Source organism: Pseudomonas sp. NPDC089734 (assembly GCF_044748865.1).
In the GTDB taxonomy this organism is placed as follows: Bacteria; Pseudomonadota; Gammaproteobacteria; order Pseudomonadales; family Pseudomonadaceae; genus Aquipseudomonas.
In genome coordinates this window covers 62,161-78,216 of sequence record NZ_JBIVGV010000004.1, presented here as the reverse complement: position 1 = coordinate 78,216, position 16,056 = coordinate 62,161, and the positions used below count along the sequence as shown (strand labels likewise).

The following is a 16,056-nucleotide window of genomic DNA, read 5'->3' as shown; positions in this document are numbered from 1 at the left end:
TAGCTACAGCGTCCAGCAAGGTGGCTGTTTCAGGTTCAAAGCCGGAAACCAGCCAAATAGTCATACCATATCGCCGGCGCCGGCAATGTAACCGAGTGTCACTCGTGATAAAGCACCGAGCGCCCGCCATCGATCATGATGCAACTGGCATTGATGAAGGGTGCTTCGTCCGTGGCCAGAAACAGGGCCGTCATCGCCACTTCGATGGGCTGGCCAATGCGCTTGGGCGGGTGCAGATCAAAGGCACGCTGACGCTCGGCCTGCGGGTCATCGAAGCCATTCCAGTAATCGACATTGAGCTGGGTTTCGATGTAACCGGGCGCAATCGCATTGACCCGGATGCCCTTGGGCGCGTACTCGATCCCCAGCGCCCGCGTCAGCCCCAGCAGACCATGCTTGGCGACCGGATAAGGGAAGCAGCCGGGAATGATGTTGCTCGAATGGGTCGAGGCGATATTGATGATGTTGCCCGCGCCCTGTTCGAGCATCTTCGGCAGAACGCTGCGGCAGCCGTACCACGCACCGTCCAGGTCGATGGCAAAGCAGCGCTTCCAGTCTTCGTCGCTCATTTCCAGCGGGTCGCGGAACACATTGACCCCGGCGCAATTGATCAACACATCGACCCGCCCGAAGTGCTCGATGGCCAGATCGACCATGTTTCGCCAGTGATCCTGTTGCGTGACATCGACCTTCAGGGCATGGACCTCGGCCCCTTGCCCCCTCCACTTCGCTGCCACCTGCTCGACCTTTTCGCCTTGCACGTCACTGATGATCAACCTGGCCTGCTGCGCCTGAAAACAGGCCACGATGGCCTCGCCAATCCCTTGTGCCGCACCGGTCACCAGTACCACCTTGCCTTTGAGACGCTCACCACGAACCGGTTCGGGAACCGGGGGCAACGATAACGGTATCGCCATGTTCAACTCTCCTGGATGCAATGAAAGATTCAGCCCGCGAAACGTCGACAGGGCTGCCCGCTGACACCGACCTCGCCCTTGAGTAGCGCACCGTCGAAACGGCCGTGGGCATCGGCCGGGGCCGCGCTGGTGACATAGAGCGTAGCCAGATCGGGCCCGCCGAATACGCAACTGGTGGGATGGCTGACAGGCAGATCGACAATCCGGTCAACGCTGCCATCGGGCGCGAAGCGGATCAGGCAGCCGCCGCCCCAGCGCGCATTCCAGACATAGCCCTCGGCGTCCATGGCCGAGCCGTCCGGAACCCCACGGGGGTGTTCAGCCGCCCATACATTCCGCGCCCCCAGACTGCCATCGGCCAGAATCGGGTATTGATAGATGACGCCGTCGAGGGTGTCGGCGCTGTACAGCACCGTGCCTTGCGCATTCCACAGCAGGGTGTTGACGATGCCCTGCCCCTCCAGCAGAGGCGTGACGCGGGTATCAGGGTCCACTCGAAACAGGCCACCGGAACGACGCACCAGCGGCAGGTCGCCGCCCTCGTCATCCAGGTTGTTCTGCATGCTGCCCAGCCACAGGCGGCCCAGGGCATCGCAGCGTGATTCGTTGGCGCGGTTGCCCGCCACGGGGTCGGCCACGCACAGAAGGGAAATGGAGGTCTTGTCCGACGTGAGGTCCAGGCGATAGACACCGCTGGCCAGCGTTACCAGCGCATCGCCTTTGTCGGTGGGAATGAAGGCCGACACCGGCTCAGGCAGACGCCACTGGCTGTATTGCCCTTCGACCAGTCGACAGGCCCGGCGCTCGGCAATATCGACCCAGTACAGAGCTTGCTGCTCAGGCTCCCAGAACGGGCCTTCAGCCAATTTGAAGCGGTGTTCGGATAGCGGCTGCCATTGCATGAACGGTGTCCTTTTTTATTTTTCTTAGGAACTGCACCCACTAAATAGTATTACGATTTATTTTTCAAGTGACTTTTTATCGACTATAAATCCTTGCATCGGATTAAAACCGATCAAATAGTCTGACCAATTTGCTGTTTCCCGGCAAAAACCGACAAGGCGTTTAGCTACCATCACCTTTCACAACAACAATAAAAGTGAGTAGAACCGATGAACCGTCACGCTCTTCTCAATACTCTCGGACTGTCTCTGATGATCGCCACCCTGAGCGCACAAGCCGCCACCCTGTCCAGCGAACGCGGCACCTTCGGCCGATTGTCCGATGGCACCACCATCGAGAAATACACCCTGCACAACAGCCACGGCCTGCAGGCCAGCATCATCACCTATGGCGCGACCTTGCAGTCGCTCAAGGTGCCGGACAAAAACGGCAAGGTCGAAGATGTGGTACTCGGGTTCGATGATGTACAGGGCTATCAGAACAACGGCACCGTCTATTTCGGCGCAACCATCGGGCGTTTCGGCAATCGTCTGGCGGGCGGTGCCTTTACCCTGGACGGCAAGACGTACCGCGTCCCGCTCAACGACAAGACCAACGCCCTGCATGGCGGCAACCAGGGTTTCGACAAGCGTATCTGGAAAGCCAGAAGCGTCCAGGGCGATGGCTGGGTCGGTGTGAAACTGAGCTACCTGTCACCGGATGGCGAAATGGGCTTTCCCGGCGCCCTGCTGACCGAAGTCACCTATCGCCTGAACGATCAGAACGAACTGAAGATCGATTACCACGCCAGCACCGACAAACCCACGGTGCTGAACCTGACCAACCACAGCTATTTCAATCTGGCCGGGGCCGGCAACGGCGATATCCTCCAGCAGGTGGCCACCCTGCACGCCTCGCATTACACGCCGGTCAACGACAAGCTGATCCCGACAGGTGAACTGGCCCCGGTGGCTGGCACGCCCATGGACTTTCTCAAGCCCACGGCCTTTGGCAAGCATATCAGGGACGACCATCAGCAACTCCAATACGCAGAAGCCAAACAGGGCGGCTTTGACTTCAACTGGGTTCTGGACACCAAGGGCGACGTCAAGAAACTCGCCGCTGAAGTCAGCGATCCGCAGTCGGGACGACGTCTGCAACTGTTCACGACCGAACCCGGCGTGCAGCTGTACACCGGCAACTTCCTGGACGGCAGCATCCATGGCAAGGACGGCAAGGTCTACCCGCACTGGGGTGCGTTCACGCTGGAAACCCAGCACTACCCGGACGCCCCCAATCAACCGGCATTCCCCGCCACGCGGCTGGATCCGGGCAAGGCCTACACCCAGACCACGGTATTCAAGTTCCTCAACGATTGAGACGTTCTGTCGCGCAGGCCTTGAACAACATGGCCTGCGTACACTCAGCGTCTATGCTTTCCAGGTCGCGAATTCAGTAGTACGGCATTCCTCCCAACCTCTCTCATGAGGATGAACGATATGTCTGCTCAGAAAACCGATCAGGAATACGTGGAACAGGCCGTCGGCAATTATGTCTCGGGCATGGTCTTCGCCGACGAAGCCCTGCTGCGCCGCACCTTCCATCCCGACTGCAGGATCGTCGGCCACTACAACGGCGCGCTGGAGTGGCTGTCGCTGGACGACTTCATCGACGCCATCAAGACGGAAGGCCCGGCCAGTGAAGGCTACAGCCCTTTCTGGGAGATACAGAACCTCGACATCACCGGCGACAGTGCAGCGGTGAAAGTGCGCGACCACTACATTGGCCTGCAATTCACCGACTACCTGTCACTGCTGAAGGTGTATGCGGACTGGGTGATCGTCCACAAACTCTATTACGCACACGACTGATCAGTGCCCTTTCATCGCGGCGGTCATCCGGTCGACGTTGTAGCGAAACATCTGCGCATAGCTGGCCGCCGGGCCTTCCAGCGGTGACAGCGACTCCACGTACAACTCGCCTCCAGGCTGCGCACCACTGGCATCGGCGATCTGTTTGACCAGCCGCGGATCACCGGAGTTTTCAAAGAAATAGGCGCTGACGTGTTCGTCCTTGATCTGGCGGATCAGCTTTGCCACATCGGCCGCCGAGGCTTCCGACTCGGTGGAAAAGCCCAGTGGCGACAGGAAAGTCACGCCGTAGGCATCGCCGAAGTACCCGAATGCATCGTGGGAGGTGAGAATCTTGCGCTGCGCCTCGGGGACGGACTGGATCTGGTCACGTGCGTAGATATCCAGTTGCTGCAGTTGCACGATATAGCGCTGGCCGTTGACCTCATAGACGCTGGCGCCTTCGGGGTCGGCCTTTTTCAGGGCGGCCATGATATTGCGTACATAGATCACGCCATTGGCGGCGCTGTTCCAGGCATGGGGATCGATGATCCGCTGGCCATCTTCTTCCATGCTGCGCGTCTTGATGCCATTGGACAGCACCACCGGCTGCCCCTTGTAGCCGGACGCCTTGATCAGGCGGTCCATCCAGCCTTCCAGGTGCAGGCCACTGACAAAAACCAGATCCGCCTGTTTCAGGGCCTGGGCGTCGCGCGGGGTGGGCTCATAGACATGGGGGTCACCATTGGGGCCGATCAACGATGTCACATGGACCCGATCGCCGCCGACGTTGCTGACCATATCGGCCAGTACCGTGAACGAAGCGACCGCCTCCAGCGGTTTCGCCTGGGCAAGGCTTGCACACATCGACAGCACGATGGCTGCCATTGAACTCAAGATCATCGATCGCTTCATGACACGTCCCTTTCAGTGAGCCAGATGAGGTTTGGGAAACAGTCGGCGCAGGATGCCTGTGCGCCCGAACAGCAGGGAAAGACCATAAAAGACACTGGCGGTCAGCACGATGGCCGGACCGGAAGCCACGCCCAGGTGATAGGACACAATCAGGCCAATCAGACCCGACAAGGTCGCCAGCAAGGTGGAGATCAGCATCAGGGCGCTCAAAGAGCTTGCCCAGAACCGGGCCGCCGTGGCGGGCAGCATCATCATGCCCACCGCCATCAGAGTGCCCAACGCCTGAAAGCCCGCCACCAGATTCAACACGACCAGCAGCAGAAACAGCACGTGGTACAGCGAACCGAACCCGCCCACAGCCCGCAGGAAGCCCGGATCGAAACATTCAAGCACCAGAGGCCGATAGATCATGGCGAGCAGGATGAGAGTGAATGAAGCGATCCCGCCGACCATGTAGATGGCGTTGTCATCGATGGCCAGAATGGTGCCGAACAGCACATGCAGCAGGTCAACGCTGGAACCGTGCAGAGACACGATCAGCACCCCCGCGGCCAGTGACGTCAGGTAGAAACTGGCAAAGCTGGCATCCTCGCGCAAGGCCGTCAGCCTGCTGACAAGCCCCGACAGCAGAGCCACCACCAGCCCGGCGACCAGCCCGCCAAAGCCCATGGCCGGCAGCGACAGGCCTGCCACCATGAAACCAACTGCCGCACCAGGCAGGACCGCATGACTCATGGCGTCGCCCACCAGGCTCATGCGGCGCAGCATCAACAGGACACCCACCGGACCGGACCCCACGCCCAGCGCCAGGCAGGCCACCAGTGCGCGGCGCATGAAACCGAATTCGACAAAGGGCTCGATCAACAGGCTGTAGAGCATCACGAGCGCTCACCCTCGGTGTCGCAGACCTCGGCATCCGCACTCCAGAACTCGGCCATGTTGCGCGCCCGCCGCAGATTGGCGACGCTCAGCACCTCGGCCGTGGCTCCCCAGGCAATGGCCTCACGGGCCATCAACAGGGTTTGCGGAAAGTGCTGCCGCACCTGATCGATATCGTGCAGGACGGCAATGACGGTCCGGCCCTCGCCGTGCCAGGTCCGGACCAGTTCCAGCAGGTCCCGGGTGGTCCGGGCATCGATGGCGGTGAAAGGCTCGTCCAGCAGAATGACCGAAGCGTCCTGCAGCAACAGCCGTGCGAACAGCACCCGCTGGAATTGCCCGGACGACAGGGAGCCGATGCTGCGCCCCTCGAACCCTTCGAGGCCTACGGTTTTCAGTGCCTGACGGGTAAGCCGGGCATGATTGCGGCTCAAGCCCCGAAACGGCCCGATACTGCGCCACGCTCCCATGGCGACAGTGTCGGCCACACTCAGCGGGAAACTGCGATCGATTTCGGCCGCCTGAGGCAGATAACCCAGCGTGCGAGTCGCCAGCGAACCACGATCGACGTGCCCTGCCGCCGGTTTCATGGTCCCGGCGATGGCTTTGATCAGTGTGGACTTGCCCGCCCCGTTGGGGCCGACAATGGCGGTCAGACTGCCAGCCTCGAAGCGACCACTGATGTGATGCACCGCCGGACGGCGTTCATAGGCGACCGTCAGGTTGTCCAGAGCAATGGCAGCGCTCACGGGATGGCCACCGACCAGGCAATCGCCAGCCATAACGGCACCAGAAGCGCCAGGGCGAATAGACCCCGCTTCAAGGCCGACTGGGCCAGGACGGAACCGGAGATGGAAGGAACACGGGGAGCTTTCACGATCGGGTAACCTGCAAGCATTTGTTACAGTATTACATGATCGACTCCTGCTTTGTTATAAAATAACATTTACATGACCCATATCTGGATGTGGGAATGCATATGCGTGGGAAATGCCTTCGCGAATGAACTCGCTCCTACGGGTGGACTGGGCGGTAGGAGCGAATTTATTCGCGAGAGGCCAGTACATTCCATGCCGATCCAACGTCTGGAACAATGCTTCGCGAATGAATTCGCTCCTACGGGGTGGACTGGGCGGTAGGAGCGAATTTATTCGCGAGAGGCCAGTACATTCCATGCCGATCCAGCGTCTGGAACAATGCTTCGCGAATGAATTCGCTCCTACAGCGCGCGCGCCCTTCTCTCAGGCTGCAAACCCGCGCTGCAAATCCTCGATCAAGGCCGATACATCTTCCAGGCCGATATGCAGACGCAACACGGGGTTGAGCCTTCTGTCAGCCTCATTGTGGCGATCACTGACATCGGCCACGGTAATCAGGCTTTCATAGCCTCCCCAGGAAGCACCCAGGCCGAACAGTTGCAAGGCACCGATAAAGCGCTCCAGCCGGTCAGGGTCCGAAGCCGCCAGCTCAAAGGACAGCAGACCATTGCTGCCGCTGAAATCACGCTTCCACACGGCATGACCGGGGTGCTCCGGCAGTCCGGGATGAAACACGCGCCGGACCTGTGGATGCCCGCTCAGCCAGTGCGCCACTTCAAGGGCCTGGCGCTCATGGGTTTCCATGCGTGAAGCCAGGGTGCGGGCACCGCGCAACACCAGATAGGCGTCATCGGGGCTGACGACACAACCGAAGGTATCGCTCATGCCGCACAGCGGCTGCCAGACGTCCTTCCGTGTACACACGCTGCCCATGACCACATCGCTATGACCGCTCAGGTACTTGGTCAGGGCCATGATGGAGATGTCGGCCCCCAGCTCCAGTGGCCGGTACAGGTAGGCAGAACCCCAGGTATTGTCCACCGCCAGCAGAATGTTCCGGGGTTTGCACAAGGCAGCCATGGCGGGCAGATCACACACCTCATAAAGCAATGAGCCCGGCACTTCGGCATACACCATTCGGGTGTTGGCCCGGATCTGCGCTTCGATTCCCTGCCCACTGGCGTTGTAATAGCTGACTTCGATGCCGAAAGGCTCCAGAAATTGCCGCGCCAGAGCCCGCACCGGCGAATACACCGCATCGGTCAACAGCACATGATCGCCAGGCCGCAGGTAGGCCAGGAACGTCTGGGCGACAGCCGCCAGCCCCGTGCTGAACAATCGGGTGCGGTAGCCGCCTTCAAGTTCGGTCACCAGATCTTCCAGCGCGAACGCGGTGGGATTGCCCCGTGCACCGTAGCTCAGGACGCGCTCGGTATTGCGTCGCTTGCGGATATCACGCATCTCCCCGAGGCTGTCGAACAGCACGGTGCTCAAGCGTGTCACCGGTACATTCACCGCACGCCCGCCACTGCCCTTTGAAGTCCGCGCGGCATGAACCAGGCGGGTTCTTATCAAAGGGACCTGTGACGGACGTTCAGGCTTTTTTGCAGGCAATGGCTTGAGGCTGGCGATTTCCTGTTCAGTCATCTGGCCCAGCAGACCGATTTCCCAGGCCAGGTATTGCCGGGCTGCGTCCTTGTTGCCGGAATGGCGGTCGTGGGTGAAGAACAGAAAATCGATGCACTGCGCGTCCGGCAGACTGTCGCGCCCCTCATGCAAAGGCAGGCCAGCCGACGCCCAGGCCTCGACACCGCCCTCCAGCAAGCGGGCCTGTTGACGCTGTGCCTGAGGCAACTCATCCAGCGCCAGTTGCGCCAGCGCTGGCTCATCGGCGATCAGCACCAGAGGTCGGGGCTCATCGAGGACAGCGGCAGCCAGCAACGGGCGAATCGACCAGCGCGAGCCTTCGATATGCCCCTTGCGGAAACGGGCGCTTGCGCGCAGATCGACAAGCGCCACAGCCTGATCCTTGAGAGCGTCAACCAGGGCCTGCACGCCAATGACCGGAAAATCCGGCGCTGCACCGACCTCAACAGCGGGCAGTGACAAGCCGCTGCTGACGCCTTCGGCCAGCACATAAGCATCGTGCCCCAGTTGCCGGAGCCAGGCAGCAACAATCGGGGCGCGAATGCCTTCGTCATCCACCAATACCAACCGCGCCTGAAGCACGCCGATATACAGATCCGTGGCCTGAATCAACTGACCACCCGGCGTATGTTGCGCACCCGCCAATGTGCCCGCTGCAAACTCCTCCGCGGTCCGCACATCACACAGGAACAGGCTGCGCCCGCTGTCGGCCGCCCACTCACGAACCTGTCCGGCGCTGACCGTCTGTACCCCTGCCCGCTCGGCCAGAGCCTGTGCAGCCAGGCGTTGTGGCGTCAGTGCTTCAGGCGATACCGCATCCGGGTAGCGTCGGGTGCTGCCATGTTCCAGCTCCAGATCGGCCAGATACCAACCCTGCGTTCCGTTTTCCAGGGCATAGACCGGGTTCCTGATACCCAGATCGATCAGCGTCTGCGCACCGATGATGCTGCGGGTACGCCCGGCACAGTTGACGATGATGGGCGTCTGCTCATCCTTCACCAGTTCCGGCAGACGATAGCCCAGCTCGCCATTGGGGCAGCACACCGAACCTGGGATGGTCATCTTGCGGTATTCGTCGAACGGTCTGCCGTCCAGTATCACCAATCGCTCGCCTTGCGCCTGCCGTTGCGCCAGTTCAGTAGCACTGATGTGCGGCGTATGACGGGCCTCTTCCACCAGTTCACCGAAAGCCTTGGACGGTACATGCACGCCTGCAAAGAGTTGAAAGCCGGCTGCACGCCAGCCATCGGTGCCACCTTCGAGGATATGCACATTGCGATACCCCAGCGCTTCCAGACGTGAAGCGGCTCGTGTCGCGACATCACCGCCATGCTGGTCATGAATCACTAGACGCACGCCGGGGTTGGGGGCCAGACGACGGATATCCAGTTCCAGACGGCTATAGGGCAGCGTAACGCCATGAAACAGATGGGCTTCGCCATACTGGCCATGCTCGCGCAGGTCGAACACGGCAATTTCCTGCCCGTCGAACAGCCAGTGTTGTAGTTGGGCTGCGGTGATGATCTGACTCATGGGGTGGCTCGTAGAGTGAAATGGAGGCAGACAGCAGTGGATACCCGCTGCCTTGTCTGAGAGGATTTTTAGCCCTTAATACGCCTGAATGGACGGAGCCATCTGCGAGGCGTTGTAATTCAGCACGCGGCCTTCTTCATTGACGCCGAAACGTCCATTGAGGGACTCCAGCGGTCGGCCATACAGATGGAAATGCAGGGTCGGTTCCTCGCCCGTCACCTTGATGCCATGCAGGTCCTCGCCCAGAAAACCGATGGGTGTGCCCGGCTGGACGATGATTTCCTTATCCAGCTCCAGACGGGCGAACGTCGGGTCGCTGCCATCGTCGGTGCGCGCCCAGACGTAGTTGATCTCCTGCCCCTGCACCGCCACGATCACCGCCCAGGTTTCATGGTTGTGCGGCAAGGTGCTTTTGCCCGGCAACAGCGAGTTCATGTACAGGGTCGGGGTTTCGCCGTCATCGTTGAGGCGATAGCGGAAGGCGGTTTCCCCCTGCCCCGGCACCGGCGCGGGGAATTCATCGAAATTGAACAGGTCGTGACGTGCAGCCAGCGTTTCCAGTCTTGCGATGATCTCTTTCAAGGCTTCGCGATCGACACCGCGCTGGTTGATCTCGCGGATCTGTTGCAGGAAGTCTTCAATCACTTGGGTTCGGTTGGTGTTGCTCATTCAGGTGGCTCCCGGTGGTTTTCATGGTTTCAGGCGATGCTTGCGGGCCTCTTCCCGGATAAATCCGGCCCCACAGGTATTGTTTTTGTCAGACGGACAGGCTGTAGCGACTGATATGGCCCAGCGCGAACGGATCGGCAGACGCTGGCGGGCGACGTCCGATATCCCCCAGCGCGTGGCGCAGAAACTCGCGGGTACGTTCGCTGGCCGGGCGCTGGAAGATCTGCTCGGCACTGCCGTGCTCGACGATCAGGCCGTTCTCGGTGAAATACACCACGTCGCTGATTTCTTCGGCGAAGCGCATTTCGTGAGTCACCAGCACGCAGGTCATGCCCTCTTCGGTCAGCTCGCGGATCACGGTCAGCACTTCACCGACGGTTTCCGGGTCCAGGGCCGAGGTCACTTCATCGAACAGGATCAGTTCCGGACGCATGGTCAGGGCACGGGCAATGGCCACCCGTTGCTGCTGCCCCCCGGACAATTGCCCCGGATAGGCATCGGCCTTGTGTTCCATCCGCACCTTGGCCAGCAAGGCCCGCGCCTGTTTCTCTGCCTCGACACAGTCGATGCCCAGCACCTTGCGCGGCGCAATCACCAGGTTTTCCAGCACCGACAGATGCGGAAACAGGTTGTATTGCTGAAACACGAAGCCCACACGCTTGCGCAACTCGATGCGTTGCGCCTCATGGGTCAGCGCATGCACGTCGGTCTGCCCCACGCGAATGGTGCCGCGCTGGGTCGGCAGCAGGCCGGTGATGCAACGCAGAATCGTGGACTTGCCCGAACCGGACGGGCCGATGATCGACACGGCCTGACCGCGCTGAACATCCAGATCGATACCCTTGAGCACCCGGTTACTGCCGAACGACAGGTGCAGATCGCGCAGGCTCACCAAGGGCTCAACGCCAGAATCAATAGAAGGCATAGCGTCGCTCCAGGCGTTGGGTCAGACGGGAAATCGGGTAGCAATAGGCAAAGAACAGCACCAGCAGGCTGCAATAGATGATCACGGTGAAGCCGGTCTGGTTGACGGTGTTACTGGCAATCTGAGCGGTATCGATCACGTCATGCACGCCCACCAGAGAGGCCAGCGCCGTGCCCATGGTGATCACCGCATACAGGTTCATCCACGGTGGCAGCATGCGTTTGAAGCACTGCGGCAGGATGATCGAACGGAAGATCTGCCCACGGGTGAAGGCCAGCGACCGCGCCGCTTCCCATTGGGTGCTGGGGATCGACGCCACCGCGCCCCGGAAGATTTCCGCGACATTGGCGCTGGCGGGCAATGCCAGGCCAATGGTGACCTTCACCCAGTCGGGAAACGACAGGTATGAACTGCCGATCCTGACCTCGAACGGGAATACGTAGGTCGTGAAGTAGATCAACACCAGCCAGGGTGCATTGCGAAACACCTGTATCCAGACCCGTGCGGGCAAGCGTGTCAGCCAGAAAGGCGACAAACCCAGCGCGCCGACCAGCAACCCGAACACCGTCCCCAGCCCGATGGCGACCAGACTGATCAGGATGTTCTGACCAAAGCCCACGGCCAGTGCTGGCGACCACTGCATCAGCGCCAGAAAGATCGGGCTGTCCGGGGCACCAAAAATCAGCCAGGCAATCGCCAGAGCCAGGACAACCAGCGCCAGTCCATGCCGACGCGGCCACGCCACAGGCGTGACAACCGATGAATCAATGGCCATAACCGGGCATCCTCAGGCGTGCTTCCAGAGCACGACCTACACAATTGACGACAAAGCTGAGCACGCCGAAGAAACTCAGGATCAGGATCATCAGCTCCAGCACGTTGTCGCTCTGGGTCCAGATCATGATCGAGGCATAGGTGATATCGCCCACCGCAATGGCCGAGGCCACGGCCGTCATCTTCACCAGATCGATCAGGTTGTTGATCAGCGACGGCAAGGCAAAGCGCAGGGCCAGCGGCAACTGCACATTCCACAGCAACTGGCGACTGTTGAAGGCCAGGGAACTGGCCGCCTCCAGCGTGACGGCGGGCACCGCTTCGATTCCAGCCCGCAAGGCCTCGGCATGAAAGGCGCCCTTGTGCAGGGAGACCACGATCACCACCCAGGCAAACGGCGTCAGCGGATTGGCCGCGCCGATGGCCTGGGTCAGCAGCATGTTCAACACCAGGAAGGCGCAATACAGTTGCACCAGCGTGGGCGTGTTGCGGGTGACTTCGATGAACACCCTGGCCGGCGAACGCAGCCAGGATTTGCCCGAGGTCAGCATGGCCGCCAGGCCAACACCCACCAGCAAACTGCCGATGATGGTGAACAGGCACAGCAGCAAAGTGGTCAGCGCGCCGTCGACCATCGAACCGCGCTGATAGGCATCGAGCAGAAAGGCGTAGTTCAACCCCAGCCCGGCCGTCCACTGAACGAACACTTCCAGCCAGTGGCTCATGACAGCTCTCCCCGGTTCAACTGCGCGCAGGCCCGGGCAATACGCAGCCCGGCCTCGATCACGGTTTCCGTGGCGGTGGCAATCGACAGGCGAAACCACGGCGACAGCCCGTAGGCACTGCCCGCCACACCGGCCACGCCGGATTCCAGCAGCCAGGCGACCACATCGGCGTCGCTTTCCAGCCGCTGGCCATCCGGACGATAGCGCCCCAGCAACCCGGCACACCGCACAAAGACAAAGAAGCCGCCTTGTGGCACCAGCACCTCAAGGCCTTCCACCGCAGTCAGGGTTTCGATCAACAGATCGCGCCGCAAGTGATAAGCCGCTACCTGCTCCGGCAGAAAATCCAGACCGCCCTCGAACGCCGCCAGTGCCGCAGCCTGCCCCACCGATGAAGCGCCGGAGGTCGATTGCGACTGCACCACGGTCATGACCGTGGTCAGTGCCTGCGGCCCGGCACCGAAACCGACACGCCAGCCAGTCATGGCGTAAGTCTTGGAGACACCGCCCACCAGCAGGCAACGCGATTGCAAGTCCGGGGCGACATTGAGCAGGCTCTGCACCGGATGCCCGTCGAAGCGAATGTGCTCGTACAGCTCGTCCAGCAGCACCAGGACCTGCGGGTGACGACGCAGCACTTCGGCCAGCGCCAGCAGTTCCGTTTGGCTGTAGACCGCACCACTGGGATTGCCGGGACCATTGAGGATCAGCCAGCGTGTGCGCTCGCCGATATGTCGTTCCAGTTGCGTCGGCGTCAATTTGCAGCCCTGCTCCAGACCGCATTCGATAAACACCGGCTCGCCACCGTTGAAGCGCACGCTGTCGGGAAACGACGGCCAGTACGGCACTGGCACCAGCACCTCGTCGCCTTCATTCAGGGTCGCGGCGAAGGCATTGAAGATGATCTGCTTCGCACCATTGGCAATCACGATGGAAGCCACGTCATAGTCCAGCGCGTTTTCGCGCTGCAACTTGCGTTGCACGGCCTCACGCAAGGCCCGTACACCGGGCGTTGGCGTGTATCTGGTATCGCCTGCGGCAATAGCGTTGAAGGCCGCCTGCCTGATGTGCTCCGGGGTCTCGAAATCCGGCTCGCCAGTGGTCAGGTCGAGAATATCCACGCCGCGTTCCCGCAAGGCCGTGGCCCGGGATTTGGCGGCAGCGTTGGCCGACAGCGAGACGCGCTGCACGCGCCTGGACAGGACGATGCTCATGTTCGGGCCTCCAGTACCTTGCCCGGATTGAGCAGATTGTCAGGGTCCAGTGCCTGTTTGATGCGACGCATCAGATCCAGCTCCACCGGACTTTTGTAGCGGGCCAGCATGCCCGTCTTGCGCTGGCCGATACCGTGTTCGGCGCTGATGGAGCCGCCATGGGCATGGGCGCTGTCATGAACCCGCTCGCTCAACTCGGCATAACGGGCCATATGCGCCTCAACGGTGGAATCCAGCGGGTGCGCGACGTTGTAATGCAGGTTGCCGTCGCCCAGATGGCCGAAGGTGAAATGGCGCACACCGGGGAAATGTGTCTGCAACAAGGCATCGGTATGAACCACGAACGCCACGACACGGGAAATCGGCACCGAGATATCGTGTTTCATGTTGCGACCGTCACGCTTCTGCGCCTCGCTCATGTTTTCGCGCAACTGCCACAACGCCTGACTCTGGGCCAGACTGTCGGCAATCAGGGCATCGGCCAGCAGATCGACCTCGAGCGCATCGCTCAGCACGTCCTCGAATACCTGCCGCGCATGCTGCGCACTGTGGTTGTCAGAGAGTTCCAGCAAGGCAAACCAGGGATGCTCGCTCTGGCTGAACGGCTGAGGCCCCTGTGGAAACTGCTCACGCAACAAGGCCAGGCAGTCTGCCGAAAGCAGCTCGAACGCCGTCAGACCAGCCCCTAACCCGGCACGGGCGTGGGACAGAAAGCGCACCGCCTGATCCAGTGACTCAAAGGCCAGAAACGCGACCACTTGAGCCTTGGGCAGCGGGAACAACTTCAGGGTCGCGGCGGTGATGATGCCCAGCGTGCCTTCGCTGCCGACGAATAGGTCGCGCAGGTCATAACCGGTATTGTCCTTGCGCAGGCCACGCAAGCCATTCCAGATGTCGCCCTGCGCCGTGACCACTTCAAGCCCCAGGGTCAGTTCGCGAGTATTGCCATAACGCAACACCGCATTGCCCCCGGCGTTGGTGCCCAGGTTGCCGCCAATGGTGCAACTGCCCTGGGCACCCAGACTCAGCGGGAACAATCGATCCGCGTTGCGAGCCACGTCCTGAAGGTTTTGCAGGATGCAACCGGCTTCGACGGTCAGGGTGTCGTTATCGGTATCGATCTCCCGTACACGGTTCAGGCGGTCCAGCAGCAACAGCACCGCCGTACCGCTGGCATCCGGCGTCGCCGCGCCCATCAGGCCCGTGTTGCCGCCCTGCACCACCACCGGCGCACCGTGGGCCGCGCACAGACGCACGACACCGGCCACCTGTCCGGTATCGGCCGGGTGCACCACGGCGACCACACGGCCGACATAACGACCCTGTTTGTCGGTCAGGCGCTCGCGAGCCTGTTCGCCCGTCTGCACATGCCTGGCACCCAGCAATTGCTGCAAGGCCTGGAATAGCCCCTCACTCATGGCGTAACCGCCAGTGGTGCGGCGTTGCGGTATTGCTCATGCAAGTCATGCAGCGCCTGAGACGGTGCCATGCCGGTGCGGTTACCCAGCTCGATCAACCAGCCACTGCGGTGCCAGTCGCGGACAATGGCGTCCAGACGGGCCTGGATATCCTTTTCGCCCTTGCGTACCCAGATCACCGACTTGGAGGGAATCAGGTCCGTCGGCAACGGAATCTCGAAACCGGACCATTCCGCCTCGGCCAGCAAGGTGTGCATGGTCGGGCTGACATGCACCGCTGCCACACAACCATTGCCGCGCAACGACAACAGCGATTCGGACTGGCTGCGGAACGCCTTGATCTGCGCACCGTAGACTTCCTGCAACGGTTTGATGAAGTTGCTGCCCTGGGACACGCACACCGGCTTGCCCTTGAGGTCTTCCCATTTGCTGATGCCCGCGCCCTTGCGGATCAGCGCCGCGCCACCGACTTCCTCGTAAGGCGTGGGCACATAATCGAGTATCTGCGCACGCTCCTCGGTCAGTTGCATGTTGGCGATCAACAGATCGACCTTGCCTTGCTGCAGAAACTGCACACGGTTGGGGGCCAGCACCGATACGGTCTCCAGCTCCACATTCAGCCGTCTGGCGATTTCCTTCGACAATTCGACGTTGTAACCCAAGTGCTCGCCCGTGGCCGGATCGATGGTCCCGAACGGCGGACCACTGAGAATCACACCGACACTGATCTTGTGTCGCTCCTGAATCCTGTCCAGGGTCGCATCGGCCTGAGCCCACCCGGCACACAGGATCAACCCCAGCGCCATCAACGCCTTGTGCGTGAAAAATCTGCTCATGGGAGCCTTCCTTGCTGGCCGACGCGCGACGCATCGGCATGGAATGGAGAAAGT

At 61.1% G+C, this 16,056-nt stretch carries 16 protein-coding genes; 2 read left to right on the top strand and 14 right to left on the bottom strand.

The genetic code is table 11. The annotated features are described in order from the left end of the window. Nucleotides 1-98: 98 nt before the first annotated feature. Together ACIPY9_RS06940 and ACIPY9_RS06935 are read right to left on the bottom strand one after the other, a co-directional pair. Complete coding sequence (locus ACIPY9_RS06940; protein ID WP_400698527.1) at nucleotides 99-917, bottom strand: SDR family oxidoreductase; 819 nt, start codon at nucleotides 915-917, stop codon at nucleotides 99-101. Nucleotides 918-946: 29 nt separating this feature from the next. Further along, a complete protein-coding gene (locus ACIPY9_RS06935) occupies nucleotides 947-1,819 on the bottom strand; it encodes an SMP-30/gluconolactonase/LRE family protein (RefSeq protein WP_400698525.1) in 873 nt (290 codons plus the stop codon). Nucleotides 1,820-2,029: 210 nt separating this feature from the next. Between ACIPY9_RS06935 and ACIPY9_RS06930 the strand changes: the two genes are divergently transcribed. Both ACIPY9_RS06930 and ACIPY9_RS06925 read left to right on the top strand, forming a co-directional pair. Continuing rightward, complete coding sequence (locus tag ACIPY9_RS06930) at nucleotides 2,030-3,178, top strand: aldose epimerase family protein (protein ID WP_400698522.1); 1,149 nt, start codon at nucleotides 2,030-2,032, stop codon at nucleotides 3,176-3,178. A 120-nt stretch (nucleotides 3,179-3,298) separates the two neighbouring features. Next, the gene (locus ACIPY9_RS06925; protein ID WP_400698520.1) at nucleotides 3,299-3,670 is read left to right on the top strand and encodes a nuclear transport factor 2 family protein; all 372 of its coding nucleotides are present in this window, start codon (nucleotides 3,299-3,301) and stop codon (nucleotides 3,668-3,670) included. Here the strand turns inward: ACIPY9_RS06925 and ACIPY9_RS06920 are convergent, their stop codons facing one another. The 12 genes from ACIPY9_RS06920 to ACIPY9_RS06865 form a co-directional block, all read right to left on the bottom strand. Continuing rightward, nucleotides 3,671-4,564, bottom strand: coding sequence for a metal ABC transporter substrate-binding protein (locus ACIPY9_RS06920; RefSeq protein WP_400698518.1), 894 nt, complete (start codon nucleotides 4,562-4,564; stop codon nucleotides 3,671-3,673). 12 nt (nucleotides 4,565-4,576) lie between these two features. Next, nucleotides 4,577-5,446 carry a metal ABC transporter permease gene (locus ACIPY9_RS06915; protein WP_400698515.1) on the bottom strand — a complete coding sequence of 290 codons (870 nt, stop codon included), beginning with the start codon at nucleotides 5,444-5,446 and terminating at the stop codon, nucleotides 4,577-4,579. Then, a complete protein-coding gene (gene aztA, locus ACIPY9_RS06910; protein ID WP_400698512.1) occupies nucleotides 5,443-6,225 on the bottom strand; it encodes a zinc ABC transporter ATP-binding protein AztA in 783 nt (260 codons plus the stop codon). Before aztA ends, ACIPY9_RS06915 begins: the two co-directional genes overlap by 4 nt. Continuing rightward, nucleotides 6,189-6,320 carry a hypothetical protein gene (locus tag ACIPY9_RS06905; protein ID WP_400698509.1) on the bottom strand — a complete coding sequence of 44 codons (132 nt, stop codon included), beginning with the start codon at nucleotides 6,318-6,320 and terminating at the stop codon, nucleotides 6,189-6,191. Before ACIPY9_RS06905 ends, aztA begins: the two co-directional genes overlap by 37 nt. Nucleotides 6,321-6,684: 364 nt before the next feature. Continuing rightward, the gene (gene metC, locus ACIPY9_RS06900; protein ID WP_400698506.1) at nucleotides 6,685-9,441 is read right to left on the bottom strand and encodes a cystathionine beta-lyase; all 2,757 of its coding nucleotides are present in this window, start codon (nucleotides 9,439-9,441) and stop codon (nucleotides 6,685-6,687) included. A gap of 75 nt (nucleotides 9,442-9,516) precedes the next feature. Then, the gene (locus tag ACIPY9_RS06895) at nucleotides 9,517-10,110 is read right to left on the bottom strand and encodes a cysteine dioxygenase (protein ID WP_400698503.1); all 594 of its coding nucleotides are present in this window, start codon (nucleotides 10,108-10,110) and stop codon (nucleotides 9,517-9,519) included. An 88-nt stretch (nucleotides 10,111-10,198) separates the two neighbouring features. After that, complete coding sequence (locus tag ACIPY9_RS06890; protein WP_400698501.1) at nucleotides 10,199-11,035, bottom strand: amino acid ABC transporter ATP-binding protein; 837 nt, start codon at nucleotides 11,033-11,035, stop codon at nucleotides 10,199-10,201. Further along, entirely contained in the window at nucleotides 11,022-11,810 is a 789-nt protein-coding gene (locus ACIPY9_RS06885; RefSeq protein ID WP_400698498.1) for an amino acid ABC transporter permease, read from the bottom strand. Before ACIPY9_RS06885 ends, ACIPY9_RS06890 begins: the two co-directional genes overlap by 14 nt. Beyond that, nucleotides 11,800-12,534, bottom strand: coding sequence for an amino acid ABC transporter permease (locus ACIPY9_RS06880; RefSeq protein WP_400698496.1), 735 nt, complete (start codon nucleotides 12,532-12,534; stop codon nucleotides 11,800-11,802). Before ACIPY9_RS06880 ends, ACIPY9_RS06885 begins: the two co-directional genes overlap by 11 nt. Continuing rightward, nucleotides 12,531-13,748 (bottom strand): aminotransferase class I/II-fold pyridoxal phosphate-dependent enzyme, encoded by a 1,218-nt coding sequence (locus ACIPY9_RS06875; RefSeq protein WP_400698494.1) that lies wholly within the window; start codon nucleotides 13,746-13,748, stop codon nucleotides 12,531-12,533. Before ACIPY9_RS06875 ends, ACIPY9_RS06880 begins: the two co-directional genes overlap by 4 nt. After that, on the bottom strand, nucleotides 13,745-15,166 hold the full coding sequence (locus ACIPY9_RS06870; protein ID WP_400698491.1) for an FAD-binding oxidoreductase: 1,422 nt from the start codon (nucleotides 15,164-15,166) through the stop codon (nucleotides 13,745-13,747). Before ACIPY9_RS06870 ends, ACIPY9_RS06875 begins: the two co-directional genes overlap by 4 nt. Beyond that, the gene (locus tag ACIPY9_RS06865) at nucleotides 15,163-16,002 is read right to left on the bottom strand and encodes a transporter substrate-binding domain-containing protein (RefSeq protein WP_400698489.1); all 840 of its coding nucleotides are present in this window, start codon (nucleotides 16,000-16,002) and stop codon (nucleotides 15,163-15,165) included. The genes ACIPY9_RS06870 and ACIPY9_RS06865 overlap by 4 nt, the downstream gene beginning before the upstream one ends. Nucleotides 16,003-16,056 lie beyond the last annotated feature (54 nt).

What these genes read in the sequence shown, in the direction of transcription:
- ACIPY9_RS06940 (WP_400698527.1), bottom strand. Translation starts at nt 917, where the DNA reads ATGGCGATACCGTTATCGTTGCCCCCGGTTCCCGAACCGGTTCGTGGT.
- ACIPY9_RS06935 (WP_400698525.1), bottom strand. Translation starts at nt 1,819, where the DNA reads ATGCAATGGCAGCCGCTATCCGAACACCGCTTCAAATTGGCTGAAGGC.
- ACIPY9_RS06930 (WP_400698522.1), top strand. Translation starts at nt 2,030, where the DNA reads ATGAACCGTCACGCTCTTCTCAATACTCTCGGACTGTCTCTGATGATC.
- ACIPY9_RS06925 (WP_400698520.1), top strand. Translation starts at nt 3,299, where the DNA reads ATGTCTGCTCAGAAAACCGATCAGGAATACGTGGAACAGGCCGTCGGC.
- ACIPY9_RS06920 (WP_400698518.1), bottom strand. Translation starts at nt 4,564, where the DNA reads ATGAAGCGATCGATGATCTTGAGTTCAATGGCAGCCATCGTGCTGTCG.
- aztA (WP_400698512.1), bottom strand. Translation starts at nt 6,225, where the DNA reads ATGGCTGGCGATTGCCTGGTCGGTGGCCATCCCGTGAGCGCTGCCATT.
- metC (WP_400698506.1), bottom strand. Translation starts at nt 9,441, where the DNA reads ATGAGTCAGATCATCACCGCAGCCCAACTACAACACTGGCTGTTCGAC.
- ACIPY9_RS06895 (WP_400698503.1), bottom strand. Translation starts at nt 10,110, where the DNA reads ATGAGCAACACCAACCGAACCCAAGTGATTGAAGACTTCCTGCAACAG.
- ACIPY9_RS06890 (WP_400698501.1), bottom strand. Translation starts at nt 11,035, where the DNA reads ATGCCTTCTATTGATTCTGGCGTTGAGCCCTTGGTGAGCCTGCGCGAT.
- ACIPY9_RS06885 (WP_400698498.1), bottom strand. Translation starts at nt 11,810, where the DNA reads ATGGCCATTGATTCATCGGTTGTCACGCCTGTGGCGTGGCCGCGTCGG.
- ACIPY9_RS06880 (WP_400698496.1), bottom strand. Translation starts at nt 12,534, where the DNA reads ATGAGCCACTGGCTGGAAGTGTTCGTTCAGTGGACGGCCGGGCTGGGG.
- ACIPY9_RS06875 (WP_400698494.1), bottom strand. Translation starts at nt 13,748, where the DNA reads ATGAGCATCGTCCTGTCCAGGCGCGTGCAGCGCGTCTCGCTGTCGGCC.
- ACIPY9_RS06870 (WP_400698491.1), bottom strand. Translation starts at nt 15,166, where the DNA reads ATGAGTGAGGGGCTATTCCAGGCCTTGCAGCAATTGCTGGGTGCCAGG.
- ACIPY9_RS06865 (WP_400698489.1), bottom strand. Translation starts at nt 16,002, where the DNA reads ATGAGCAGATTTTTCACGCACAAGGCGTTGATGGCGCTGGGGTTGATC.